This window comes from Brevibacillus nitrificans (genome assembly GCF_003710965.1).
Lineage (GTDB): Bacteria > Bacillota > Bacilli > Brevibacillales > Brevibacillaceae > Brevibacillus > Brevibacillus centrosporus.
In genome coordinates, this window is the sequence record NZ_RHHU01000012.1 from 155,676 (window position 1) to 182,596 (window position 26,921).

Here is a 26,921-nt window from a genome sequence, read left to right on the forward strand (position 1 = left end):
AACGATTGATCACTAAATGGTTGGGGGCGTTCAGATGTCTGGTAACGATGTGACAAAGATAAAGAATCTACCAGAATCCTACTTCTACGATACGAGAGACAAGGAACGAAAGGCAGACTCGACCCACGATAAAGACGACTACGGCCTGCGCCGAGTCCCAGCAGATGGGAGATTCAGCGCCTGGAGCAGCGCCTGGAGCTGGATGGGACTCTCTACCGCATTAGCGTACCCTCTCACGGGAGCCCTGCTCACGCTTTCTTTCGGGGCAGCCTCGGTCCTGATCGGATTTGCCATCTCGGTCGTAATGGTGGGGCTAGGTGTAGCTTTCACAGTCAATAAATCAGCAAATGAAGGCATCGGAAAGGACTTGATGGGCCGCGGCAGCTACGGATACTACGGGTCACTCTTGACGATTGTGGTCGTCGGATTGTATTTGACGCTGCTCTTCTCGATGGAGACCTCCGTCATAGCCAGATCCCTGCATGAAATGATTCCGATGGTTCCGTTCTGGATTTTGGTTTTGATCATTATCGCGATCTTTATACCGCTTGGGATCTATGGCATGGTCTGGATTTCGAAAATTCAAACATTTACATTAGTCCTTTACGTGGTCGGACTCGCATTGGTCTTCATCGGACTTTACGCAGGCTGGTCAGATTTGTCAAACGCGGCTTTTGCCACAGCATGGTGGACGCTCAATCCTAGTCAGACTCCCACCTCCTGGATGTCGATCATGGCGGCAACCGGGGCTTGGATGGGCGCATTCGGATTCATGAACATCTTTGCCGTCACAGATGTTACACGGATGACCCGGCGCAGCGAACGGAAAAAGGGCAGTGTGCTTCAGGTCATCATCAACTCGGTGATTAATTCGTTTGTTATCGGAGCGATGGGCATTTTCTTCCTGGCTGCTTCCAATGGTACAAATCCCGATCCGGGTATTACGTTCGTGAGAGTGCTTGGGCCGATTGGCTTGCTGCTCGTGTTCCTTACACAGGTTCGGGGGAACGTCATGAACATGTACTTGGGGACGCTCGCGTTTGACAACGTGATCGCACAGATTTCCAAAAAGAGCTTCATGCGTTCCTGGTTGCTGATCCCGTACGTCATTCTCGGCTTTTTTATGGTCGTCAGCCCCTTTCTCGAGTACTTTCCGACGATTGCTACGTTTGCAGGAGTTTTCTTTGCAGCGTGGGTCGGTTCCACATTTGGAGAGCTGATGCTGGTTCGACCACTCTATCAAATCCCCCGTTGGTCTGAGTTTCGACGCGCCTATCTGCCAGGAATAAACTGGGTGGGGTTCCTCTCGCTGATCATTCCGATGGTACCGGGAATGGCGGCAACCTTGGGTGTGTGGGGGGATGCATGGCGAGCGCTTTCCGTCTTTTTCACACTTGCATTGGCATTGGTGATGCCCGTGATCTTGGCGATCCTTTTGGGAAAACAACGCACCTGGGCGCAGTATTTCATACGTATCCCGGATGTCCCCGAAGGAGTTTCCGACACGTTGACCTGCTTTGTTTCCGGGGAGACGGAGCATGTGAGCGACTTTGTGAAGTGTCCGTTCTACGGGGACCAATGGATCTCCTCAACTACCTGTTCTTCCGAATCCAGATGCAAAGAGATGTGTCATTCGGAAGGCAATAGGCAGCGCGCACCAAAGCAGCCAGCTATCTAAACGAATGGATATGGAGGGATTTACATGGCAGTAAACATGACTCAATTAACCAAGCTGTTTTACGATGAACTCGTTTTATGTGGAGTTCGCCAGGGAGAGTTCGTCGTCGTGGCCAGTCAGCCGGAATCTCGCGAAGGTTACGTAGAGGCTTTTCTCAGTGCGATCGAATCTTTGGGCGCTTACGGAGTGAACCTGCAATTCCCGGGTATTCGTCACGCGCATTTGCCGTACATCGGCAGAAAGACGCAAGATATCGACATGTATATTGATTCCGTCCCGCAGGCGATGGAGACGCTGAAAAAGGCAGACATGGTCGTGGATGTGACGGCGGAAGGACTGGTTCATACCAAAGCCAGAGCCGTTACCTTGGGCAGCGGGGCAAGAATGCTGATGGTTTGGGAGAAAGCCGAGATTCTGGAGCGCATGTTCCCGCGCCAATCCTTGAGAAAACGGGTAGAAACCAGCATGGATATGCTCAGACAGGCGAGCTCGATGCGAGTGACGACAGCGGCAGGCACAGATATTACCGTACAGCTCACCAAAGAAACGCCGCTAATCGGCCAGTACGGCTATACGGATCAGCCGGGCAGATGGGACCATTTTGCCAGCGGATTCGTCGCATTCTATCCAGCGACCCCAACCGTCAATGGCCGTGTCGTTCTGGATGCGGGAGATATACTGCTGCCGCTCAACCGCTACGTAGCTTCCCCAATCGACATCACGATCGAAAAAGGCTTCATCACGGACATCAAAGGCGAAGGGCTGGATACGCTTCTCTTCAAGCAATATTTTGAATCCCATCACGATAACAACGTGTATGGCACGTCTCACTTCGGCTGGGGCTTGGATGAAACGGCCCTGTGGGAAGCACTCAACTTCTACGGCAATGAGACCTATGGTATGGATGCGCGCTCCTTTGAAGGCAACTTCATGTGGTCAACAGGTCCGAATGCGTACGAAAAACGCTTTACGCCATGCCATTACGATATCCCGATGAGAGGCTGCACGATTGAGCTGGACGGTAAAGAGATCATCAGAGAAGGGAAAATTGTCGCGCCAGAGCTGAAGCTCTCGTAAGGGAAGGAAAAATATGAAGCCAAACACGCTGAAAGTATCCATGGTCCAAATGCAGGTAACGGATCAAGTGGAGGTAAACGTAGCGAAAGCCATCGAGTTAATCAGGGAAGCGGCGAAGAGCGATCCGGATGTGATCGTTCTTCCCGAAAATTTTCACCTGATGGGAACGAAAGAGCAGTTTTTTGAAAAGGCAGAGACGATCGACGGACCCACGATTACGAGATTGCGAGAGCTTGCGAGGGAAATCGGAACCTACATCGTGGCGGGAACCATGAAGCTGCGCGACCCTGGCGCTGAGAAGCTGCGCAATACGTGCTGCGTCCTGGATCCCGATGGGGAAATACAGGATGTGTACGACAAGATTCATACCTTTAACGCACAAGTAGGGGACCGTCAATTTTCAGGAAGTCAGGTCGAAGCGGCTGGGAATGACATCGTTGTCACCAAAATCAAGGGAGTTCCCGTAGGTTTGAGTGTTTGCTTTGACATCCGCTTTCCGGAAATGTTTCGGATTCTGGCTTTGAAGGGCGCCAAGGTCATACTGGTCCCTGCCATTTTTATGCTCCATACCGGCAAAGACCATTGGGAGGTGCTTCTGCGTGCCAGAGCGATCGAGAACCAGCTTTACATGGTGGCGCCCGCTACACATGGCAAATTTCCTCCAAATGGAGATTGGAGCTACGGAAGAAGCATGGCAGTAGACCCGTGGGGGATTGTGATTGCCCAATCGTCGGATCGAGATGGCGTCATCACGGTTGAGTTGGATTTGGATCTGGTGGAGGAGGTTCGCCGAAAAGTACCGTCCCTCTCCCAACGACGTCCAGAGGTCTACGACTGGCAGCAGGCCCACAAACAAGAGGAGTGATACAGCGTGGATTTAGGATTGAAAGGGAAAGTGGTTCTAGTTACAGCAGCGAGTAAAGGACTGGGGTATGCAGTGGCTGAAACGATGCTCGCGGAAGGCGCTCGTGTAGCGATCAGCTCGCGAAATGAAGAGAGTACGAGAAAGGCAGCCGAACAGCTCTCCCAAGGCGGCAAGTACGATGTCTTTCATGTGCAGGCGGATTTGTCCAACCCGGCAGAAACGGGCCGACTCATGGATCAGGTCCTCGATCATTTTGGTCGTGTCGATATTTTGGTGTGCAACACCGGAGGGCCGAAAACGGCAGATTTCGTCAATACGACCTTCCGCGATTGGCAGAACGGCATGGATATGATGCTGTATCCTGTGCTGCAAATGACGGAGCGCGTCATCCCCAAAATGAAAGAAAACAAATGGGGACGCATTATTTATATGACTTCTACCTGGGTCAAGCAGCCACGCCAAAGCGGTGTCATTTCTACCATGGCTCGCAGTGCGATCTCCGGTCTTTCCAAGCATCTCTCCAACGAATTGGCACCGGACAACATTCTTGTCAACCAGGTCATGCCAGGCCCGACCTGGACAGATCGCTCCAAAGAAATCACAAGCAGATTGGCAGAGCAGAGAGGCGTTCCGGTAGAAGTCATCAAAGCAGAGATCGCAAAAGAAATTCCGCTGGGCCGCTACGGAACCGCCGAGGAAATCGCACAAGCCGTAACCTTCCTAGCATCCGAAAAGGCGTCTTTCATTACGGGTGCATCCTTGCAGGTAGATGGAGGACAGATCAAGGCAACGGTATAATAGGATTTGTTTGATGAGGAATAACAGCGAGGCTGAAAGCTGGTCCAGATGAGAACCAAGAACCGTTAGGCAGCCTGACGGTTCTTTTCTTTTTGCACAAACAAGAGGGACATTAGGCTCCTTGCAGCTTTCTTATGTCTATCTTTCCGGTTTCGTTTTGCTATCGTCAACCTAGGATCATAGCTTCAGCATCCAAAAGAACCATTCATTGAGCCCTATCGAAAAACAATCAAGGAACGGATAAGGTTGACCCAGGAAAAGAGAGAAAAAAGCGAAGGCATTAGGGACACAGCCGAGGCGGAATGGAAAAAGCGAAACCTGCCGTGAGCGACCACCTCTGAACAGGCATCCAGAGCCGACTACTTTGGGGGAATGGAGCCGTACAGGGATGACCCCAAAGCAAGTGGCCCTACTAACAGAGCGTTTTCTCTCTTTTCCGCCCCTCCACTTCCGCCCCAAATACCCCGAAAAAATCATCGCCGACCTGCCGAAAGAAAAAGCACTTTTACTAGATGTTGGTTGAAAACAAAGCTTTAGACCCATTATTAAAGTATTAGACTGGGAGCGAGCGTAAGGTGACGGCTGAATGCTAAATAATCATTGTGTAAGGAGTCATTTGTTTGGAGAATTCTTATGGTGGTTTTGCAATCATTGCCTGTGCCATTTTTTTCGTTTTGTTTGGCGTGTTTTTGTGGAAAAAGGGAGACCAGAAAGAGAAATTTTGGGAGGCTCTACTTCATGTAGTAGGGGATTTATTAACTTTTCAACTACCAATCTTTTTCACCTTTCGTGCATGGGCAGTGTTTTCGTGGATGATTGGATTTGGAATTTTACTAATAGCTATCGTTGCGTTAGTCGCGAAATACATTTCTTGACTAACGGCTTCGTAGGCTCAAGGAAACAGAGGCAGTCTAGGACTTTATTTTCGTGTCCTGGACTGTCTCTGACTCTTTTAACTACAGTCTAAATTTTTATGATCTCTGTACAATGAGCCCAACCGTTTTTCACTAAAAAACAAACGAGGAACGGAAAAGGTTGACCCAGGAAAAGAGAGAAAAAAGCGAAGGCATTAGGGACACAGCCGAGGCGGAATGGAAAAAGCGAAACCTGCCGTTAGCGTCCACCTCTGAGCAGGCATCCAGAGCCGACTACTTTGGACGCGGGTGCCGCTTTTGAAATGGAGCCGTACAGGGATGACCCCGAAGCAAGTGGCCCTATTAACAGAGCGTTTTCTCTCTTTTCCGCCCCTCCACTTCCGCCCCAAATACCACTGAAAAAATCACCGCCGACCTGCCGAAAACAAATGACTGATCAGGTGAGCCCCAGCGTTTTTTATCATTTGGAAACGGAGCTACCAGTAAGAGTTGACCCAGGAAAAGAGAGAAAAAAGCGAAGGCATTAGGGACACAGCCGAGGCGGAATGGAAAAAGCGGAACCTGCCGTGAGCGTCCACCTCTGAGCAGGCATCTGAGAGCGGACCACTTTGGACGCGGGTGCCGCTTTTGAAATGGAGCCGTACAGGGATGACCCCAAAGCAAGTGGCCCTATTAACAGAGCGTTTTCTCTCTTTTCCCCATGCATTCAACCGAAAATCTTTTACCGAGAAAATAAACAAAAAATATAATTTTCTGAATTTGATATTGAGCTTTTCCGATTGGCATCTTATAATGCAACTAGAGTTACGACTTCATTCATTGGACTATTTTAAAGTATATACTTCAAAGTAACGTAAACATGAAAAATGGAGGGGGAACGGTGATGAAAATCGTAATTGCAGAAGTCATGCACGAAACGAATACCTTCTCGAATGTCCCTACAACTCGCGAGCTTTTTGAATTGTGGGAATGGGCACGCGGAGACGAGATTTTGACCAATCATACGGGTGTGCGGGATTTTCTCGGAGGAATGATCGATGGTGCCAAGGAACGGGGCATTGAAGTCGTCGGTGCCTTCGCGGCCAATGCGTATCCAGCAGGTACGATCACGAGAGAAACGTTTCTTTCCTTGCAGGATGAACTGCTAACCGGGATCGCCGAAGCCGGTGAAGTGGACGCAATTTGCCTGTCTCTGCACGGAGCAGGTGTCGCGGAAGGCGTAGACGATCTGGAGGGAGCCCTCATCAAAGCCGTTCGCCAGCAGGTAGGTTACGAGATTCCAGTGATCGTCACCCTCGATTTGCATGGCAATATTACAGACGAAATGGTCAAAGAAGCAGATATTTTGCTAGGAGTTCATCTCTATCCGCACACGGACTGCTACGAGCGGGGCCTGGAAGCGGTAGAGCTAGCGGAGAAAATGGTGAAAGGCGAGCTGGTCCCGCGAATGCACCTCGCGAAGCTCCCACTGATCGTTCCTACTTCTACGACAAATCTATCTCCGGCAAAAGATATCAATGAAGCCTGCTACAAATGGGAGAAAGAGCCTGGAATGGTAGACTGTGCGTTCTTCCACGGCTTTCCGTATACAGACATTCCTGAATTAGGGGTAACGGTAGTCGCGGTGGCAAACAACGATGAAGCGCTCGCCAAAAGGGCCGCGGAAGATATTGCCGATCTGATTTGGGAGAAGCGTGAAGAGTTTGCCCCAGACGTGGTAACGCCACAAGAAGGACTTGCGTTGGCAAAAGCATCGAGTGCCTTTCCGGTCGTGATCAATGAAACGTCTGACAACCCGGGTGGTGGGACGCCGGGAGATGGAACATATCTGCTGCGCGCCATGCTGGAAGCGGAGCTGGACAGTGCCTGCTTCGGATTTATTTACGACCCGGAAGTGGCAGCAATCGCTCATGAAAAAGGAGTAGGCGCGACGATCGAGGTGCAGCTGGGAGGAAAAACGGATGACTTGCACGGTGAGCCGATCGCTTTGACGGCTTATGTCAAATCGCTTACAGATGGCGCGTTCATTACGTCTTCTCCGATGGGAAAAGGGCAGCCGGTAAACCTCGGCAAATCTGCTCGTCTACAGGCAAATGGCGTGGATATCCTCGTTTGCTCGGTCAAAACACAGGTACTGGATGAGCAGGTCTACCTTCTTCACGGAATTGATGTCACGCAATTCAAAATTGTTTCCTTGAAATCCAGCCAGCATTTCCGAGCGAGCTTCGAGCCAATTGCTGCACAGATCATCACCGTGGACTCCCCTGGACTGACGACGCTGCGCTTCCAGGCCTTTGACTACAAACGCTTGAATCGACCGGTTTATCCTTTGGATGAAATCGCGCGTTCCTAAAAGATCGCTCATGAATGGGGCAGCCAGAAGCTAGCGGCTACACCAGTCAAAGGAGGACTGTTGATTTGACGGAGAGCGTGCACGAGAGAATTCGTAAATCATATGAGCACTTGACGAACCAGCAAAAGTTGGTAGCAAAATACATCCTCGATGAACCGAATCAAGTTGCTCTCCATCCGGCGAAGGTGATTGGGACATACAGCGGAACGAGTGAAACGACAGTGATTCGTCTCTGCTATTCATTGGGGTATTCCGGCTTTAGCGAGCTGCAAAACGAGCTGCGTCAGATGCTGTTATTTCCCGTCATCCGAGAGAACGTGGTGCAAACCTTGCACAACACCACCTACGAGTTCAACGACAGCGACGATGTCATTTCCTTTACGCTGGAACAGGATCTCGCCTTTATTCAAAAAACCTTGCATGCGCTGGACCGTTACCTGTTCGATTCTGCGATTCAGACGATCGTCTCGGCAAAGAAAATCGTCGTGGTCGGCGGACGCTCCAGCTTTGCCCCTGCTTATTGGCTATCGTATGCCTTAAATATCGTCAAAGGGGATACGCTGCTGTACAGAGGCCAGATCGACGATGCCAACCATTTGATCTCGGAGGCAAACGAAGACTGGCTGATGATTGCCCTTGTATTCCCCCGCTATTTGCAGGATACCTATTACTTCACCAAGGCGGCAAAGGATAAAGGAGCCAAGGTTCTGGCGATTACGGATCATGAGCTATCCCCGATCGGGCCGCTGGCAGACGTTTTGCTCAAAGTAACGACACCTTCTCCGACGACGCTGCGCGGCATGTCCTCGATTTTCACCTTGCTGAATGCAGTGGTGAGCGGCGTGTCCCAGCTGGATCGGGAGCGGGTGAAAAAAAGGATACAGAAGTATGACAAGACGAGTGAGCAATTTTACCCGTTTGTCCAAGAAAACTAGGGGAAGCAAAAAGAGGAGGATTGTCCATGAAGAAAAGGCGTTTATCGAGCTTGACAACGATTGGTCTTAGCCTGTCCTTGTTGCTCGCAGCATGCTCTTCGACTACGAACACCAGCGCACCAAACGCGTCAGGCACCACAACGAATGCGCCCGCAGCCGCACAACCAGCTGCGACGGAAGGCGGTACACTTGTGGTCGCGGCACCTGTTGAGCCCGATACATTTGATCCGCAGAAATCGACCTGGCTGGACAATACAAACAACCAGCCCTACGATTCCATCCTGAGCCGGGATATGCAAGGAAAACTCGTGCCGCATCTGGCTGAGTCCTGGCAGGTCTCCGAGGACGGAAAAGTATGGACACTGGTCATGCGCAAGGACGTCAAGTTCCAGTCCGGCGCGCCACTGACGGCAGAGTCAGTCAAAGCGTCGATCGAGCGGTTCGCGGCAGTTTCCCCCAACAAGGATTTGGCAGGGCCGATTGACAAGATCGAAGCAGTCGATGCCCAAACCGTAAAAGTGTATTTCAAGGAGCCGTTTGCTCCCTTTGCAAACATGCTGGTAGGAACCTTCCTCGCTCCGTTTGATCCAGAGCGCCTGAAAGAAAAAGGAGACAAGTTCGGGGAAGCACCGCTTGCGACCGGACCCTTTATGAATCCGGAAGTGAAGCGTGGAGCGTCCGTGACCTACGCCAAAAACCCGGATTACAAATGGGCACTGCCTTTCGCAGAGAATCAAGGAGCTCCCTATGTGGATAAAATCACCTTCCGTTTCCTGAAGGACGATGACACGCGCATCCTCGAGTTCAAAAAGGGAACGATCAACATCCTGCAGGAAGTGCCGAGCACCTATGTACAGGAGCTGCAAGCGATTCCGGGGGCAAAAATCGAGAAGTCCATGGAACAAGGCATGAAATATCTGGGCTTTAACAACCAGAAGGAAATCTTCAAAGACGTACGGATCAAGCAAGCCATCGCGATGGCAATCGATCGTGATCCGATTGTGCAAGTTGCCTTGTCGGGCTTTGCACAGCCGATTTTCGGACCGCTTCCGCCAACCATCCCTGGCTATAGCGAAAAGATCGAGAACATGGCGAAGGATATGTACGGACATAACGTGGAAAAAGGCAAGCAGCTGCTGGCAGAGGCAGGCTATACCGACACCAACGGCGATGGCATCGCAGACAAAGACGGCAAACCGCTTTCCTTTGAATTGCTCCTTCCAGAAGATCCAGCACTGCAGCGCGTAGCACAAATCGTGCAAAGCCAGCTGAAAGAAATCGGGGTCGAAGCCAAGATCGCTGTGCATGATATCGCCACGCTCAAAGATAAAGCCATCAAAGGAAACCATGAGCTGTTCCTGCTCTATTTCGGACTGAACGATCCGGATATTCTCTATCTGTTGATGCAAACCGACAACTCCAAGCGCGTTCACTACTCGAATCCAAAAGTGGATGAGCTTCTGGCAAAAGGACGCACGACCATGAACGAGGAAGAGCGCATGAAAGTATACGAGGAAGCACAGGAAATCCTCGTGAAAGATCCGCCATGGGTACCGCTCTATGTGGCTGAGTCTGTAACCGCAACTCGCAATATCGAAGGCTACAAGCTCAATCCGTTCACTGGTGACATTCCGTTTGGTGACATTCGCATTACCAAATAACGAAAGGGAGGTGGGGCGTTTTGCAACGATACCTGATTCGCAGACTGCTGTCGCTCTTGGGGACGCTCCTGGGCGTCACCATCCTCATCTTTCTGTTAGTTCATCTGATCCCAGGGGACCCCGTGCAATATTTGCTCGGGGAACACCCCACGGATGAAGCGATCGCGGCACTCAATGCGCAGCTGGGTCTGGATCGGCCTTGGTACGTCCAGTACGCCAGCTTTGTCGGCAAGCTTTTGCAGGGAGACTTGGGAACGTCGTACATCACAGGCTATACGGTATGGCAGGAAATCGTGGAGCGCTTCCCGATTACCTTTCAACTGGCGCTGTACAGTGTCATCCTGGCTACGGTCATCGGAATCGTGGTAGGTGTCATTTCCGCGGTGAAGCAAAACACATGGGTCGACAGGCTCGTGGTCTTTTTCTCTTTGATCGGTATTTCTGCACCTGGCTTCTGGATTGCGTTGTTTCTCATCTGGATTTTTGCTTACAAGCTGCCTATTTTCCCGATATCCGGATACGACGGCTTCTTTTCCCTGATCCTGCCGTCGATCACGCTGGCGATGGGTGAAGCCGGGCTGATTGCCAGGATGACGAGATCCAGCATGCTCGATGTCATCAAGCAGGATTACATGCGAACTGCGCAGGCGAAAGGCGCCCCGCATCTGTGGATGATACTCCGGCACGGTTTGCAAAATGCCGTGATCCCCGTCATTACCCTGATTGGTCTGGAGTTCGGAGCCCTTTTGGCTGGAGCGATTGTCACAGAGACAGTCTTCTCCTTGCAAGGCCTCGGCTCACTCGCGATTGAATCCATCGGGAAGCGGGATTTGCCTACGATCCAAGGACTTGTTTTTTTCGTCGCTTTTCTGTTCGCGATCACCAACCTGATCGTCGATTTGCTCTACAGCTGGTTTGATCCACGAATCAAATACGAGTAGGAAGGAGTGAGGATATGTGAGCGGAAACTTGAGCCAACTGGAAGTGGGGCATGAAACGCACCCGCCGCTGCGCGCGGCCGAACCTCCGGTGACTCCATCACCATCCTACTGGTCGCAGGTGGCCAAACGGCTGTTTCGCAACAAAACGGCGATGGCGGGGGCATTGATCCTGTTGATCTTTACCATCGGCTGTGTCTGTGCACCGATCATCGCACCGTATCCAATCGATCAAATGAACTTCAAGGACCGCATGATGGGTCCGGGGACCAAGCATTTGCTCGGCACAGACGATTTCGGGCGCGATATTTTTTCCAGGCTGCTGTACGGCGGCAGAATTTCGCTTTTGACTGGGCTGATTACCGTCACGGTGGCATCCGCCATCGGAGTGACGCTGGGTGTCATCGCTGGCTACTATCGGCGCTTGGAGATTTACATCATGCAGGTGATGGATATTTTGCTCGCGCTGCCTGCCTTGCTTTTGGCGATCGCGATCATCGCGGTGCTGGGACCCGGCTTGACCAATGCCATGATTGCCATCGTGATCGCGGTTATTCCTTCGTACGTCCGGATCGTTCGGGCGTCTGTACTCTCGATTCGGGAAAAAGAGTACATCGAAGCTGTGCGGGCTTTGGGGATCAAGGATCGGGTCATCTTAGCCAAGCATATCCTGCCGAATATTTTGTCGCCGATCATCGTCTTGATGACGGTGCAATTCGGGGGAAGTATTTTGGCGGCAGCGGCACTCAGCTTTCTCGGACTCGGCGCCCAGCCGCCTATTCCAGAGTGGGGAGCCATGGTGTACGTCGGAAAAGCGTTTCTGGGGCAGGCTTGGTGGATGTCCATTTTCCCTGGCCTCGCGATCATGCTGGTCGTACTCGGCTTCAACTTGCTAGGGGATGGCTTGCGAGATGCGCTTGATCCGAAATAATACGACTTTTCTACTGTGAAAGGGGTAGTCCGAAATGAGCTTGCAGAAAAAGCTGGAGTCAGTCCTGTCCGAAACCTCCGCAACTTTTGGAGTAACAGTCGAGCATCTGGATACAAAGGAAGAGGCGAGAATCAATAGCGATCAATACTTCCAAATGGCGAGTACGTTCAAGGTTCCGATCCTGGCGACGCTCTTTCGCGATGTGGTAGAAGGAAGGCTGAGCCTGGCGACGCGGATTCGACTGACGGAAGACGATCTGGTCTCTGGATCTGGCGTACTCAAGGAGTTTTTGCCTGGCGCCGAGGTAGCCGTGAAGGACTTGGCGACCTTGATGATTATCGTCAGTGACAACCTCGGGACAGATAAAGTGCTCGAGCTGGTAGGAATTGAGCGGGTAGACGCTTTTATGAAGGAGCTGGGCCTCGCTCATATTTCCATTCAAAATAGCTGCTGGGATCTGCTGAGCATCGGTGGTGGATTGGCTGGACAGAAAAAAGGTCGAGAGGGCTTCGACAAGCTCAACGAAGTCTTTCAAACGACCGGGATCGATGCGGACAGCGCCATTTTCCAACCGACGCTCGAAAACAATGTGTCGACGCCGGATGACATGTGCAAGCTGCTTGCGCTGATCGCGTCAGGCGAGCTGGTGTCCCAGGAAGCCTGCGACGGCATTCTGGACGTCATGAAACGGCAGCAGCTGCGCAATCGCATTCCTTATCTGCTGCCTGACAAGACGATCATTGCCTGCAAGTCGGGGACGATCGGCAGTGTCGTAAATGATGTGGGAATCGTATACCTGCCCGAAGGAAAAGGTGCGTTTGCCATCGCGGCGTTTTCGCATGGGAATGAATCCATGAAAGCAGGAGAACGCATCATTGCGCAGTTGACACGAACCGCCTATGACCATTTCGTCGGCGAGTAAAACGAGCGAAAGAGAGGGGGGCGTGGCGATGAAGCAGAACGAAACCGTGTTGGATATCGATCAGCTCTCTCTAAAGCTGAAAACAGAGCGGGGAACCTTTACGGCAGTCAATCAGGTCAGCTTTCAGATTGGGGCTGGAGAGACGGTGGCACTGGTCGGTGAATCGGGTTGCGGGAAAAGCGTGACCTCGCTCTCGATCATGGGCCTGATCTCCAAAAAAACAGGGGAACTTGGGGGCAGTATCCGCTTCAAGGAAAAAGTGCTGAATCGGCTGAGCGAACGCGAGATGCGGGAGATTCGCGGCAGAGATATCTCGATGATTTTCCAGGAGCCGATGACTTCCCTGAATCCCGTTCATACGATCGGCAAGCAGATCGATGAGGTGTACCGTCTGCATACGAACCTGACCAAACAGGAACGGCGTGCGAAAACCATCGAGATGCTGCGCAAGGTGGGCATCCCGCGGCCGGAGAGCATCGTGAATGAGTTTCCGCATCAGCTGTCCGGGGGAATGAAGCAGCGGGTCATGATCGCAATAGCAATGGCCTGCGAGCCGGACCTGTTGATCGCCGATGAGCCGACGACAGCGCTGGACGTGACGATTCAGGCGCAGATTCTCGATTTGATGAACGACCTGAAACAGACGGCGCAGACGGCCATTTTGCTGATTACCCATGATCTGGGTGTCGTAGCAGAGATGGCGGATCGCGTCATGGTGATGTATTACGGCCAGATCGTGGAGGAAGCAGATGTACGGACGATATTCGCCAATCCGAAGCATCCATATACGATCGGTCTTCTCCAGTCCATTCCAAGCATCGAGGAGGAAACGAGCAGGCTGAAACCGATTGAGGGGAATGTTCCGATCTTGGGTGAAGTCCAGGCAGGCTGCCCTTTCTATTCGCGCTGCGATCATGCGGTGGAAAAATGCAAGAGCGAAAAACCACCTGTCGTGCTGACAGGCAAGCACTCTGTCCGATGCTGGGTCTATCAGGATAAGGAGGTGGCGATATGAGCGAGGATCTCTTGGTCGTCGATAACCTCAAAACTTACTTTCCTTTGAAAAAAGGGCTCTTCGGACAAACGTCGGGGCATGTCAAAGCGGTCGACGGTGTCTCCTTTAAAGTGAAGAGAGGCGAAACACTGGGCATCGTGGGGGAGAGCGGCTGCGGCAAATCGACGACAGGGCGCAGCATTTTGCAATTAATAAAACCGAGTGCGGGCTCTGTGCGTTTCCACGGGGAAGAGCTCGTCGAAATGCCACAGGCGAAGCTGCGTGATATGCGCAGCCAGATGCAGATCATTTTTCAGGATCCGTACTCGTCGCTTAATCCGCGTTTGACCGTGGCTACCATTTTAGCGGAGGCATTATCAGTGGGAGTGTCGCCATCGGATACCCGCCCCATGCGTGAGCGGGTCATGGCGCTCCTTAGGCTGGTCGGTTTGAATCCGCAGCATGCGGATCGTTACCCGCATGAGTTTAGCGGGGGGCAGCGGCAGCGCATCGGGATCGCGCGTGCCATCGCTGTTTCTCCGAAGCTGATCGTAGCAGACGAGCCGGTCTCGGCCCTCGATGTATCGATCCAGGCGCAAATTTTAAATCTCATGAAAGAATTGCAGGAGGACATGGGGCTGACCTATCTGTTCATTTCCCACGATCTGGGCGTCATTCGCCATATTAGTGATCGGATCGCGGTCATGTACCTGGGGCGAATCGTGGAAATCGGAGATAAAAAGAGCCTGTTTGAAAATCCGCTCCACCCTTATACGCAAGCTTTGATCTCGGCGGTACCTGTCCCCAATCCGGAAAAGAAAAAAGAGAGGATCGTGCTGGGCGGAGATGTGCCGAGCCCGGCAAATCCGCCAGTGGGCTGCGCTTTTCATCCACGGTGCCGCCACGCTACAGAACTATGTACGACGCTGCGACCGACGGAGACGGTGATGGGGCCGGATCATATCGTGGCTTGTCATCTGTACTCGCATGACGAAAGGAGTCAGCAAGCATGAAAATCGAGAAAATTGAAATGAGACGATTGCATTTACCGCTCAAGCAAGCCTTTGAAGCCAGTATCGGACAGCAGACGATGCGGGACTTTTTGCTGATCAGCGTCCATAGCGAGGGGGAAACCGGTTACGGCGAGAGCGTCGCGATGCCATTGCCTTTTTATAATGAAGAAACGACAGAAACGGTACTTTACATGATGGAAGCGTTGCTGATCCCGATGCTGCTCAAAAACAAGATCGAGCGACCGGAGGATGTAGCCAGACTGTTCGCGCCGATCCGCCGTCATCATATGGCAAAATCAGCTTTGGAAGGTGCCGTTTGGGATCTGTATGCGAAGCAGCAAGGGATTTCCTTGGCACAGGCACTGGGCGGCAAGCGCAAGGAGATCGATGTAGGGGTCAGCGTCGGGATTGAACCTACTGTCGAAGAAGTCGTCTCCAAAGTAGAAGGATTCGTTGCTGAGGGCTACAAAAAAATCAAAGTAAAAATCAAGCCGGGCTTTGATATCGCACTGATTGATGCTTTGCGCAAACGTTTTGGTGACGACCTGCCATTGATGGCAGATGCCAATTCAGCCTATACCCTGGATCAAATCGATCTGATCAAACAGCTCGACGATTACAACCTGATCATGATCGAACAGCCTTTGGCACACGACGATATCGTGGATCATGCTCGTCTGCAGAGTCAATTGAAAACGCCGATCTGCCTCGATGAAAGCATCCATACCGTTGAAGATGCGAGAAGGGCGATCGAGCTTTCCAGCTGCAGGATTATTAACATCAAAGTGGGCCGGGTAGGAGGATTGACTGAATCCAAGAAGATTCACGATCTTTGCCAGGAGAACAACATTCCGGTCTGGTGCGGCGGCATGTTTGAAAGTGGCGTCGGCCGTGCGCATAATATCGCGATTACTTCTTTGTCCAACTTTACGATCCCTGGGGATACAGCCGCTTCCAGTCGCTATTGGAAGCAGGACATCGTGCTGCCTGAAGTCGAGTTTCTAAAGCCAGGTGTACTCGCGGTTCCAGAAGGACCAGGGATTGGCTATGCAATAAACTGGGAAGTCGTGAAATCCTTGCAGGTACTAGAGAAAAGTTTTCGTCCAGAAAACGTAACGATTGGGTAACGGGGTGGGTGGCAGATGAAGCCAGAATTGAACTATCGCATCATGACGACAGTTGCAGAAATGATTGAAGTGGAAGAGCTTCAAAGGATCGTATGGGCTGACAAAAACATTTCTCCGGTCACACAGCTGATCGCGGCTGTTCACAATGGGGGAGTCGTCATCGCCGCTTTTCACGAGGATCGGCCCGTTGGCTTTTGCTACGGCTTTGCCGGCTTCAAGGATGGCAAAGCCCATCTCTGCTCGCATATGCTCGGAATTGCTCCGGAGTACCGCGACTGGGGAATTGGTGAAAAGCTGAAATGGGAGCAGCGCAAATGGGCGATTGCGTACGGTTATGACAAAATGACCTGGACGTATGATCCACTCGAGACGCGCAATGCGAATTTGAATCTGAACAAGCTGGGCGGTTCCGTAAGAACGTACATCGAAGCTTATTACGGTGAAATGAACGATGGCATCAACGCAGGGATGCCAACGGATCGGTTCCTGCTGGAATGGGATTTGCAAGCAAAGCGGGTGGCAAATCGGGAGCAGGGCATCTCGAATGAACGCAGCGAGTGGAGCGAGTATCCGCGAATGCTGGATTGGGAGCTTTTCCATGAACAGCCGCGTCCGGTAGCTCGCCAAGCGCAGACCGACACCGCAGGGATTTTGCTGAGTGTGCCTGCGAACATTCAAGCTATGAAGCAAGAACACCTACAGCTTGCAAAAGAGTGGCGGTTTGCATTGCGAAAAGCTTGTCAGACTGCCTTTTCAGAAGGATATGAAGTAGTTGGTCTGTTAAAGAGTGAGCAGACAGTGCATGCGTATGTCCTAAAACGAAGCCCAAAGGGGGAGTAGTGACATGGAACAACTGGAAGCCTACGTAGGGAAATTGATGGAGACGGCCAAGCTGCCTGGAGCGTTTATCGGGATTGCCAAAGATGGGGAGCATGTCTATACAAAAGGTTTCGGTTACCGCGATGCTGAGCAGCAGGCAGAGGTGACGCTGGATACTGTCTTTGGGATTGGCTCGATCACAAAATCATTTACCTGCGTAGCCATCATGCAGCTGCAGGAAGCTGGAAAGCTGTCTGTGGACGATCCCGTGGTCCAGTATTTGCCGGAGTTTCGGACGAAAGATGCGGAGAGCAGCAAGCGCATCACGATTGCCCATCTGATGTCGCATACATCCGGAATGCCTTCGATGCCCACGCTTTACTTTGCGATGCGACGCAGCATGGAGATTGATCCCGCGCTGCAGGAATCGGACATAAATTTTGATCTTACTGCTCACGAGCCGATTGATACATACGAGCAGCTGATGGCTTTTATCGCCGATCTGGATGTAGAACAGCTGGGAGAGCCTGGGGCTGAATTTTCCTACAGCAACGATGGCTATGCCCTGCTGGGTGCTATTATCGAGCGCGTCAGCGGACAAACGTATGAGAGCTATCTCAAGGAGCATCTGCTCGATCCGGCGGGAATGGGGCACACAGTATTTTTGACGGAAGATTTGGGGGATTACGAGAACATTACGACCCTCTACACGAGCAAAAAGACAGAAGAGGGCAAGGTCGTGTTCGCGGCACCGCTCTGGTGGGATGCCCCTGCGATGCGGGCTGCCGGTTTTTTAAAATCCACAGGACGTGACATGCTCGCGTATGCGGAAATCTTCCGTACAGGCGGGAAGGTTGGGGAGACGCGAATTCTTTCGGAGAAGAGCGTGCAGCAAATGATTGGCAACTACGCCGGCTTGGAGCCAGCTCGTCATTACGGCTTCGGCTTTATGGTGACGCCAGAGTTTCGCGGCGGAACCTTGATCGAGCATGGCGGAGCATTAAAAGGGATTGCGGCACAGCTGTGCATTTTGCCTGAGGATAAGATCACCTGCATCGTCCTGACAAATCTGGATGGCGCGCCATCTGCCGAGCTTCTCGGAGCCACCATCAATACTGCGCAGTCTCTGCCCGTGGACGAACCGATTGCGATTTACCCGGACTATCCTGTCGCAGCTGACACGCTGCAGGACTTCCTCGGGGAGTATCGCTCTGGCGAAGGGGAAATGGTACAGGTTTCTTCCGGAGAGACTGGGCTCGTGGTCACGTTTGCAGGAGCAGACTACCCGCTACGCTCTGTGGGTGCGGATGCCTTCAGCTTCCAAATGCCTACTGGCTTGGAAAAATGGATTCGCTTTGTTCGTGATGAAGCCGGTCAAGTGAGCCGTGTTGCGTTTCACTTCCGTCAATTAATCAAGCAGAGCAAGGAGGCGTAACATGGGAAAACAAGGATGGGAAGTACCGTTTGAAGCCTATGCCCAAAAGCTGATCGATGAATTCCGGGTTCCAGGGGCGATGGTAGCCGTAGCGAAGAATGGCGAGCTTTTTTATGAAAAAGCGTTCGGGTACCGGGATCGGGAAGAGCAATGGCCTGTGAATCTCGATACGGTGTTTGGAATCGGCTCGATTACCAAGTCGTTTTCGTGTGTCGCCATCATGCAGCTGCAGGAGCAGGGGAAGCTCTCCGTTCATGATCCGGTAGTGACCTATTTGCCAGAATTCCGCACGCCGGATGAAGAACAGACGAAAGCCATTACGATTCATCATTTTATGACGCATACGCTTGGCTTTCCGCCGCTGCCTTCCTTGATTCCCGCCATGCAGCGAAGCCTGGAGGCGGACCCGACAGCGGCGGACCTGCTGAACGCTTTTGAAGCGGAATGCCAAAAGCCGATTGATACCTTTGAAGAGCTGATGGCCTACATTGGCGATCTGTCCTTTGAACTGATCGGGAAGCCGGGAGAACAGTTCAGCTATTCCAACGACGCGTTCGGCTTGCTGGGTGCCATTGTTGAACGTGTTACAGGAAAATCATACGAGGCATATGTCAAGGATCATATCCTGCAGCCCCTCGGAATGGAGCGCTCTGTCTTTCATGTCGAGGAATTGGGTGATGATGACAACTGCGCGATGCTGTACACTCCGCAAGTACAGGAGGGGGTTCGCGAAGTGCTGCGGGCACCGCTCTGGTGGGATTCTCCTTCCATGCGTGCTGCGGGCTTCCTGAAAGCATCTGCTCGCGACATGCTGCAATATGCGGAGCTGTTCCGTACCAGAGGGCTTGGCAAGGGGACGCGCATTATCTCGGAGGAAAGCACGGCACAGATGGTAACCCCTCATGCCAAAATTGATCCACTTCGCAGCTATGGTTACGGGCTTGGGATCCTGCCATTTTCCGAAGGCCGTACCCTTGTGCAGCATACCGGCGGCCTGAAAGGGATTACGGCGCAGATGTTCATTATCCCGGAAGAGGGAATAACAGGGATCTTGCTGACGAATATGGATGATGCTCCCATTACCGATTTGACTTTGGGTCTGCTGAACAGTGTATTTGAGCGTCCCATCGATACGCAGTACGCTACGTTTGCGAACTATGCAGCTTCCCACGCAGAACTGCAGACGTGCACAGGGACATTCAAGTCCGGCGAAGGCGATGAAGTAAAAGTTCGCTTCGATGAAAACGAAGGGAAGCTTGTGCTGATTCTCGATAAAACGGAACTGCCTCTTCGTCCGATCGAAAAGGATGCGTTTGTGTTTACGCGCCGCGGTATCGATACGGTGGTTCACTTCGTGCGCAATACGGCGGGAGAGGTCAAACGCTTTGCCTTGTTTTCGCGACAGCTGCCAAAAGTAGAGGTCGTAAACGCGTAATTTTAGGGCGGGAGGAATCCACGGATGAAGGTATTTATTTCTTTGGACATGGAAGGGATTTCTGGGATTACGGAGTGGGAAGATACGATCCCGGGGCGGCGGCATTATGAGGCGGGGCGACGGCTGCTGACCCAGGATGTAAACGCCGCCATCGAGGGCGCTCTGGAAGCAGGAGCGACACAGATCGTGGTAAATGAGTCGCATGGACCGATGAACAATCTGATTCTCGAGGACTTGCATCCACAGGCAGACGTCATCCGTGGTTTCTTCAAGCCGCTGTGCATGATGCAAGGCATCGACAGCACGTACGATGCCGCCTTTTTTGTCGGGTATCACGGAAAAGCGGGCGTTGGCGATGCCGTGCTCAATCATACGCTATCCGGTGTGGCAATCCACCGCCTCGTGCTGAACGGAAAAGAAGTGGGCGAAGCCGGATTAAACGCTGCGGTAGCGGGCGCTTTTGGCGTACCTGTCGTACTGGTGACTGGAGACTCCCAAACGGCACAGGAAGTGGAGCAGGATATACCAGGGGTCTTTACGGTAGCGGTGAAAACGGGTATAACCGGACTTTCCTCCCAGGCGATTCACCCTGTCCGCGCACGGGAGATGATCCGTCAGCAGGCGAAACAGGCTTTGATCAACCGCAGCGCGGTACAGCCACTCGCTCAGCAATCGGAAAATACGCTCGAAGTGGAATTCACCAAATCGCAGTTCGCCACGGCGGTTAGCTGGATGCCGGGAGTCGAGCTGGTGGAAGGACGTACGGTTCGTTACCAATCCGCTGATGTGGTCAGCATGATGCCTGTTCTGCAAGCGATGCTGATGCTTACAGGGCAAGTCAATCGGATGGTAACAGGCTGATCGGCAGTGAATCAAGAAAAGGCAGCAGCAGAATCAAGACAAGTACGATCGTCTTGGACTGCTGCTGCCTTATTTGGTCTGCGTTACTTTTTCAGCCATGCGAGCAAGGCCCAGCGCCTTTCCAAGCGGCGCTTGTAGGGAGGCAAAACGCGATAAACCTCAACGGCTTCCCGGTACGATTGCTTGGCTTTTTCCTTTTGGTTTAACTCGGCGTACAGCTCTCCTTGTTTGTAGTACACCTCGCACGATGACATGTTCATCTTCGCCAATTCTTCCAGACTCGCTAGCGCTTTTTTCATCTGTGCGAGCTTCGCATACGCTTCGGCTGCGCGAAGATAGGGTTCTCCATATTTGACCCGCGGATTGACCTTTAATGCCTGCTCGATGAGCCGCAAGCCCTCTTCTACACGCCCCACCTTCAGAAGGCAGGCACCCTTGTCGCACAAATATTCTGGAGAATCCTCCATGACGGATGCGACTTCTTCCAAATAAGACAATGCCGCACTGAACTGCCTTTTTTCCATAAGCAATCGGGCAGCCTCGAGTTTAGCGGTGGTATCATGCGGATTGAGACGAAGCAGGTTCGTAAGAGCGGATAGCTGTCTCCATCGCCGATAAGGCTTGGTGATGTCCGGAAGCAGGCGGACAAAGCGAAGATCCAAAAAGTAGAGCACTAGCAAAATGATGATCAGTGCGGCGAAAGGACTCCCTGTAAGCCACCATAAAATCGAAAACAAGAAAAATTTCCCCAACTTATTTTCCCTCGATCCTCTGTGTTTTTTCCTCCTAACTATAAGATCCATGCCTAGTAACTGTCAAATATTGTTAGTTGATAGCTGGTTGGCTATGGATCGATCACACCATTTTCTCCGCCTTCCGCAGCTTGTAAATCTTGATCGCAATCGAGAGATCCTCCAGAAAATCATCACTGGAGCACTTCGGCGCAACCAGCTCCTGTACTTTGGCTACCCGATAGCGGATCGTATTTTCGTGAAGAAACAGAGCTTTCGCTGTTTTACGGAAATCGCGTCCATTTTGAATAAAGCAGTCCATCGTTTCAAACAGGTTGGACTGGTTTGTTTTTTGGTCAAACTCCAAGATGGGGCCAAGGATATCGCTGTAGAACTGATCCAGTTCCTTGTGCCCGCTGAATAGCTTCAGCAAGCGGACGATTCCAAGGTTGTTGTAGTATATGACGCTGGAGTTTTTGATGCTATGGGAGTTGACGGCCGTAATGGCTTGGCTGATCGCATTGCCGCAGTCGAGGAGGCTGTTGCTGCTGCTGACGCCAATCACACAATCTTGCATATAGCGATTAATCGTCTCGATCACATAGTCGATTTTCTTTTGCACAGCGCCCGCTGAACCGTCCTTGTAGCTAACCAGAAACAGGAACCCTTCTTTGTACTCGAGCGCGGACATCGTGATATCCCGATTGATGGTGCCAAATAGCGCCGAATGCGTTTGAGGCGGTGTATCGGGCAAACAGTAAATAGCCGTAATGTGACTTTTCAACTGAGGGTTGATCTCGTGCAAGATCTTGGAGCGCTGCAGCTCGTCGAGATGACCGCTGATCAGAGCGGACAGCTTATTTTCCAGAACGTAGTTTTGCTGGTCGAAAATAATCGCTTGCATGATCCCAAAAATCATGTCGGCATAAGGGACATGCTTGTCTACCATGATGACGGGAAAGTGATTTTCATTGCACAAATTCACAATCTCGTCCGGCAGCTCGCTGATGTATTCATCGATGAGACACAGGCAGGCAACCCCTGTGTCAAAGTAGGTCTGCAGGTATTGCTGCATGTCAGGAACGCTTTTCCCAACAAAGTAGAAGCTCGAGAGAATAAAGTAGTTTGTATTGGAAAAATACTGGTCTTCGTCGGAGGCAGGATTGTCCGCAGTAGAAACGCCTTTAATGACTTTATGCAAATGATCAGCGCCAGCGAGAATTCTGGCACCACGAAAAGGAGTCAGTTTCAATAGATCGTTGATGGTAACAGCCATGCCTTTTCCCCTCACGATGATGCAATTTTTACATAGAAGAAGTGTACTATACATCGTTTCTCTGCGTCCAATCTCCCTGCGCTCGAGAGGGTTGTAGAAATCACAAAATATTCAGCGGAAATATGATGATCCCTCTAAAGTAAACGAGAAAGGATCGAGCTATACTTTGATGCGTAAGTAGAAAAAGAGAACGGGGGGGACATATGTCTGAGAAAAAGTCGTATGGCGTAGAGATGCTCGCGCTAGGTCAAGTGCCAAAAGAGGAAAGACAGCATTGGAGTTCCGTTACCATTATCTTGGCAGGCGGCATGGTGTCGGTGAACAGCTTGTTGATTGGAAGTCTTATGGTAAGCGGGATGCCTCTGTCTCAAAGCATTCTCGTGGGAATCATCGGATTTTTACTTGTTGTATTGCTCATGGTTTTACAAGGCATGCAGGGTGCCGATCTCGGCGTTCCGTCTGTCGTTGCGGCGACGTCCGCTTTTGGAGACAAAGGAAGCCAGTGGCTTTTGTCCGGTTTGTTTGCCGCAACGACGATAGGCTATTTTGCCATCATGGCCAGCATATGTGGAAGTACATTCGCCGAGCTGTTGAATGGCCAGTTTGGGATTGCATTGCCCGTAAAGGTATCGATCGTGTTATGGGGACTGATCATGTCAGCGACTGCCGTGTGGGGCTTTAACGGTCTGAAATACTTGAATATGATCGGCTTGCCGCTCATGTGTGTGATCTGTGCGTACGGTATTTATTTAGGAATCTCCCAGCACGGATTGAGTGCTTTGGGCACTTATGTTCCAGGCTCTGTCATGACGATCAGTGAAGGCATCTCGATGCTCCTGGGTGGCTATGCGGTCAGTGCAGCCGCAGCGGCAGATTTCACGAGATACCAGAAAAATCGACCGGATGTCGTGGTTTCATCGGTGATTGGTGTACTGCCGGCAGGGATCGCTCTCTTGGCAGCGGGTGCCGTGCTTGCGATTGTGGCGGGGACAGATGACTTGATTGCTATTTTCGTCAGTCTGGGTATTCCGATTCTCGGTTTGGTGGCTCTGATTTTTTCCAGTTGGCCGGTGAATACCGGGAATGCCTACTCGGCTGGTCTGGATACGGTCAAAATGTTCAAGCTCAGTGACCCCAAACGCATTCATGCGACGATGGCGTGTGGAATCATCGGGACGCTCATTGGCTCTTTTGAAATCGTTTCGTACTTCCAGACGATTGTGACCTATTTCGGGATTGTGATTATGCCAGTTGCTGGCGTCATGATTGCCGACTACTGGGTGATGGGCAAAGGCAAGCCGGAGAACTGGCGGCCACGTGCAGGCTTGCACTATGCAGGAATGGTGTCCTGGGCAAGTGGAGTTGCCATATCCCTGGTCGTACAAGCAGGAATACCACCATTGAACGGGATCGTCGTATCCTTTCTGATCTACATTCTATGGAAAAGCGTGTACAGGTCGCGGGATGCTCTGGTGGAGCAAAAAGAGCTGTAGCAAGGATAGCTAGAGCGATTCGGAGAGGGGTCAAATAGAGATGCGGAAAATTGGCAAAGACGAAATCGAAAATATCGCATTGGGCGCCGCTGTATTAGGTACGGGCGGCGGTGGAGATCCGTACGTTGGAAAGCTGATGGCACAGCTGGCCGTGGAAAAATATGGTCCTGTCACCCTGCTTTCTCCTGAGGAAGTAGACGATGACGCATGGGTCGTCTCCATCTCCGGAATGGGTGCGCCGTCTGTGACCGTGGAAAAGGTACCGAGTACGAATGAAATAACAGGCACCTTTGAAGCGATTCAAAAATACGCAGGGAAAGATTTTGCAGCGGTCTATCCCTATGAAGTAGGCGGCTTGAATTCACTGATTCCAATCGTACTCGGTGCATTAAAAGGAATTCCGGTCGTCGACGTGGATGGGATGGGACGAGCTTTTCCGGAAGTCCAAATGGTTACATTCTGCCTGGACGGGCTGCAATCTGCTCCAATGGCGATGTCCGACGACAAAGGAAACAGCTTGATTCTCAATGGGATTGATAGCGTCTGGAACGAAAGGATTGGCAGACAGGCGTTGGATGTCATGGGGGGTTCCGTGACTGTGTGCGATTTCATGATGCAGGGGCGTGACCTGAAGCGGGCAGGCATCCATGGAACACTGACATTGGCTGAAAATATCGGGAAGACGATTCATGAAGTACGCCATGTAGGTGAAAACCCCGTCCAAGCACTCGTGAAGAAGCTCGGGGGCGTGCATCTGTTCAGTGGCAAGGTAACGCATTTGGAGAGACGCACGACAGAGGGGGTTGCCAAAGGGGAAGTGAAGCTGGACGGCATCGATCAATACCTCGGTCAAACTGCAAGGCTGGACTTCAAAAATGAGTTCCTGATCGCAACGGTGGGCGAGGAAGTGGTAGCGACTACACCTGATCTCATTTCCGTGCTGGATTTTGAAACGGGTCTCCCGATTACGACAGAAGGCTTGCGCTATGGGAACCGGATCGCGGTCATCGGTCTTTCCTGCAATGAAAAGTGGAGAACCGAAAAAGGAATCGAGACGGTAGGGCCGCGTTACTTCGGCTATGACTTGGATTATCGTCCGTTGAAGGGAGAGACTGGGGCATGACATACCGCATTGGAATTGACGTAGGTGGAACCCATACGGATGCTGTCATTTTGGATGGGCAAAACATGCTGCATGCGAAAACAAAAGTGGCAACGACCGAGGATGTCGGCGGCGGGATTCAGGAAGCCATTCGTGTCTTGCTTGCGGAGAGTGGCATCCAGCCCGCACAGATTGCATCGGCTATGCTGGGAACGACACACTGCACCAATGCGATCGTGGAGCGGACGCGCTTGTCCAAAATTGGCGTGATTCGCATTGGCGCACCGGCTACAGACGCTATTCCTCCGTACGCGGATTGGCCACAGGATTTGCTGGAAGCGGTCTTTGCCGGATCGACGATAGTTCACGGTGGGCACGAGTATACCGGCCAACGTTTGTCCCGGCTGGACGAAGAAGAAATTCGCCGCATGGGCGCACAATGGCGCGGAAAAGTGAAAGCCGTAGCGGTGACCTCCGTTTTCTCGCCGGTGGATGCGTCGGACGAGCTGCGTGCCAAGCAGCTGCTGCAGGAAGAGCTAGGCGCAGAGGTGGCGATCTCTTTATCGCATGAAATTGGCAATATCGGCCTCTTGGAGCGGGAAAATGCGACGATATTGAATGCTTCTCTGACAGAAGCAGCCCAGCAAATGGTAAGCGGCTTTCAACAGTCCCTGAGCGCGAATGGAATTGAAAATGCCCACATTTACTTGAGTCAGAACGATGGGACGTTAATGACGGCTGAGTACGCACGCAGGTTCCCTGTCCTGACCATCGCATCAGGACCAACAAACAGTGTGCGCGGCGCTTCCTTTTTGTGCGGGATTGAAGATGCACTCGTCGTAGACGTTGGCGGAACCACAACCGATATTGGCGTCCTGACCAAAGGCTTTCCTCGCGAGTCTTCCCTCGTGGCTCAGATCGGCGGTGTTCGCACGAATTTCCGGATGCCGGATCTCTTGTCGTTTGGACTGGGCGGCGGTACGCGAATTCGCGGGCTGGGAGCAGAACCGCAAGTCGGCCCGGATAGCGTCGGGTATCGACTATCCAAAGAAGGCTTGATCTTTGGCGGTGAGGTGCTGACGGCATCAGATGTCGCCGTTGCAGTGGGACAAGCACAGATCGGGGATGCACAAAAAGTCGCGCATCTGCCTGCGGACGATGTCCAGCGTGTCTATCAAAAAATGACGGTCATGGTAGAAGAAGCAATCGACCGGATGAAAACTTCGGCAGAGCCGGTTCCCGCCATTCTCGTCGGTGGAGGAAGCATCCTTCTCCCCGATCAGCTGCAAGGAGTCTCCGAGGTCATCCGACCGGAAAACTATGAGGTCGCAAATGCCATCGGTGTGACCATCGCACAGGTCAGCGGACAAATCGATCGGATCTATGCCAATGAAACGCGAACGCGCGAAGAGATTCTGGAAGATTGCCAGCAGCTGGCGATTGCCGAGGCAGTGCGTGCAGGCGCCCTTCCTGAGACGGTAAAAATCGTCGATATCGAAGAAGTACCGCTGGCGTATCTCAGCGGGAACGCCGTGCGGATGAGAGCGAAGGCGGTTGGGGAGCTTTTTCCTGTGGCGGCACGAGCTATCAGGGGGTAACTAG

Annotated in this window: 23 protein-coding genes; 21 read left to right on the plus strand and 2 right to left on the minus strand. The window is 52.0% G+C overall.

The window, feature by feature from the left end; genetic code table 11:
* Positions 1-34: 34 nt before the first annotated feature.
* The 18 genes from EDM59_RS20625 to EDM59_RS20710 all read left to right on the plus strand — a co-directional run bounded on the left by EDM59_RS20625 (position 35) and on the right by EDM59_RS20710 (position 20,717).
* Complete coding sequence (locus EDM59_RS20625) at positions 35-1,678, plus strand: purine-cytosine permease family protein (RefSeq protein WP_122925343.1); 1,644 nt, start codon at positions 35-37, stop codon at positions 1,676-1,678.
* A gap of 24 nt (positions 1,679-1,702) precedes the next feature.
* The gene (locus EDM59_RS20630; RefSeq protein ID WP_122925344.1) at positions 1,703-2,755 is read left to right on the plus strand and encodes a 2,5-dihydroxypyridine 5,6-dioxygenase NicX family protein; all 1,053 of its coding nucleotides are present in this window, start codon (positions 1,703-1,705) and stop codon (positions 2,753-2,755) included.
* A 13-nt stretch (positions 2,756-2,768) separates the two neighbouring features.
* Positions 2,769-3,620 carry a carbon-nitrogen hydrolase family protein gene (locus EDM59_RS20635; protein WP_122925345.1) on the plus strand — a complete coding sequence of 284 codons (852 nt, stop codon included), beginning with the start codon at positions 2,769-2,771 and terminating at the stop codon, positions 3,618-3,620.
* Positions 3,621-3,626: 6 nt separating this feature from the next.
* The gene (locus EDM59_RS20640) at positions 3,627-4,418 is read left to right on the plus strand and encodes an SDR family oxidoreductase (protein ID WP_122925346.1); all 792 of its coding nucleotides are present in this window, start codon (positions 3,627-3,629) and stop codon (positions 4,416-4,418) included.
* A 620-nt stretch (positions 4,419-5,038) separates the two neighbouring features.
* Positions 5,039-5,293, plus strand: a complete 255-nt coding sequence (locus EDM59_RS20645; RefSeq protein WP_122925347.1) for a hypothetical protein — start codon at positions 5,039-5,041, stop codon at positions 5,291-5,293.
* An 883-nt stretch (positions 5,294-6,176) separates the two neighbouring features.
* Complete coding sequence (locus EDM59_RS20650) at positions 6,177-7,646, plus strand: M81 family metallopeptidase (RefSeq protein ID WP_122925348.1); 1,470 nt, start codon at positions 6,177-6,179, stop codon at positions 7,644-7,646.
* A gap of 65 nt (positions 7,647-7,711) precedes the next feature.
* Positions 7,712-8,581: a MurR/RpiR family transcriptional regulator gene (locus tag EDM59_RS20655; protein WP_246011140.1), complete on the plus strand. Its 870-nt coding sequence runs from the start codon at positions 7,712-7,714 to the stop codon at positions 8,579-8,581.
* A 26-nt stretch (positions 8,582-8,607) separates the two neighbouring features.
* On the plus strand, positions 8,608-10,242 hold the full coding sequence (locus EDM59_RS20660) for an ABC transporter substrate-binding protein (protein WP_122925350.1): 1,635 nt from the start codon (positions 8,608-8,610) through the stop codon (positions 10,240-10,242).
* A gap of 20 nt (positions 10,243-10,262) precedes the next feature.
* Positions 10,263-11,183 (plus strand): ABC transporter permease, encoded by a 921-nt coding sequence (locus EDM59_RS20665; protein ID WP_092267624.1) that lies wholly within the window; start codon positions 10,263-10,265, stop codon positions 11,181-11,183.
* A 67-nt stretch (positions 11,184-11,250) separates the two neighbouring features.
* Positions 11,251-12,111 (plus strand): ABC transporter permease, encoded by an 861-nt coding sequence (locus EDM59_RS20670; RefSeq protein ID WP_425456012.1) that lies wholly within the window; start codon positions 11,251-11,253, stop codon positions 12,109-12,111.
* A gap of 34 nt (positions 12,112-12,145) precedes the next feature.
* Complete coding sequence (locus EDM59_RS20675) at positions 12,146-13,033, plus strand: serine hydrolase (RefSeq protein WP_122925351.1); 888 nt, start codon at positions 12,146-12,148, stop codon at positions 13,031-13,033.
* A gap of 28 nt (positions 13,034-13,061) precedes the next feature.
* On the plus strand, positions 13,062-14,048 hold the full coding sequence (locus EDM59_RS20680) for an ABC transporter ATP-binding protein (RefSeq protein WP_092267626.1): 987 nt from the start codon (positions 13,062-13,064) through the stop codon (positions 14,046-14,048).
* Positions 14,045-15,040 (plus strand): ABC transporter ATP-binding protein, encoded by a 996-nt coding sequence (locus EDM59_RS20685; protein ID WP_122925352.1) that lies wholly within the window; start codon positions 14,045-14,047, stop codon positions 15,038-15,040. The genes EDM59_RS20680 and EDM59_RS20685 overlap by 4 nt, the downstream gene beginning before the upstream one ends.
* A complete protein-coding gene (gene menC, locus EDM59_RS20690; protein WP_122925353.1) occupies positions 15,037-16,167 on the plus strand; it encodes an o-succinylbenzoate synthase in 1,131 nt (376 codons plus the stop codon). Before EDM59_RS20685 ends, menC begins: the two co-directional genes overlap by 4 nt.
* 15 nt (positions 16,168-16,182) lie before the next feature.
* Positions 16,183-17,007, plus strand: coding sequence for a GNAT family N-acetyltransferase (locus EDM59_RS20695; RefSeq protein ID WP_122925354.1), 825 nt, complete (start codon positions 16,183-16,185; stop codon positions 17,005-17,007).
* 4 nt (positions 17,008-17,011) lie between these two features.
* Positions 17,012-18,421 carry a serine hydrolase domain-containing protein gene (locus EDM59_RS20700; protein WP_122925355.1) on the plus strand — a complete coding sequence of 470 codons (1,410 nt, stop codon included), beginning with the start codon at positions 17,012-17,014 and terminating at the stop codon, positions 18,419-18,421.
* A 1-nt stretch (position 18,422) separates the two neighbouring features.
* Positions 18,423-19,856: a serine hydrolase domain-containing protein gene (locus EDM59_RS20705; protein WP_122925356.1), complete on the plus strand. Its 1,434-nt coding sequence runs from the start codon at positions 18,423-18,425 to the stop codon at positions 19,854-19,856.
* Between the two features lie 24 nt (positions 19,857-19,880).
* Positions 19,881-20,717, plus strand: coding sequence for a M55 family metallopeptidase (locus EDM59_RS20710; RefSeq protein WP_092267632.1), 837 nt, complete (start codon positions 19,881-19,883; stop codon positions 20,715-20,717).
* 83 nt (positions 20,718-20,800) lie between these two features.
* Here EDM59_RS20710 and EDM59_RS20715 read toward each other — a convergent pair whose 3' ends face one another.
* Both EDM59_RS20715 and EDM59_RS20720 read right to left on the minus strand, forming a co-directional pair.
* Positions 20,801-21,454 (minus strand): tetratricopeptide repeat protein, encoded by a 654-nt coding sequence (locus EDM59_RS20715; RefSeq protein WP_342769226.1) that lies wholly within the window; start codon positions 21,452-21,454, stop codon positions 20,801-20,803.
* Positions 21,455-21,572: 118 nt separating this feature from the next.
* Positions 21,573-22,724: a PucR family transcriptional regulator gene (locus EDM59_RS20720; protein ID WP_183192980.1), complete on the minus strand. Its 1,152-nt coding sequence runs from the start codon at positions 22,722-22,724 to the stop codon at positions 21,573-21,575.
* A gap of 203 nt (positions 22,725-22,927) precedes the next feature.
* On the opposite strand from EDM59_RS20720, the gene EDM59_RS20725 reads away from it, so the two are divergent.
* From EDM59_RS20725 to EDM59_RS20735, 3 genes are read left to right on the plus strand one after another with little or no spacing between them, the layout of a single operon-like run.
* Entirely contained in the window at positions 22,928-24,217 is a 1,290-nt protein-coding gene (locus EDM59_RS20725; protein WP_122925359.1) for a cytosine permease, read from the plus strand.
* A gap of 40 nt (positions 24,218-24,257) precedes the next feature.
* Complete coding sequence (locus tag EDM59_RS20730; protein WP_122925360.1) at positions 24,258-25,340, plus strand: S-methyl thiohydantoin desulfurase family protein; 1,083 nt, start codon at positions 24,258-24,260, stop codon at positions 25,338-25,340.
* Positions 25,337-26,917, plus strand: coding sequence for a hydantoinase/oxoprolinase N-terminal domain-containing protein (locus tag EDM59_RS20735; RefSeq protein WP_122925361.1), 1,581 nt, complete (start codon positions 25,337-25,339; stop codon positions 26,915-26,917). The genes EDM59_RS20730 and EDM59_RS20735 overlap by 4 nt, the downstream gene beginning before the upstream one ends.
* The last annotated feature ends 4 nt before the right edge of the window (positions 26,918-26,921 follow it).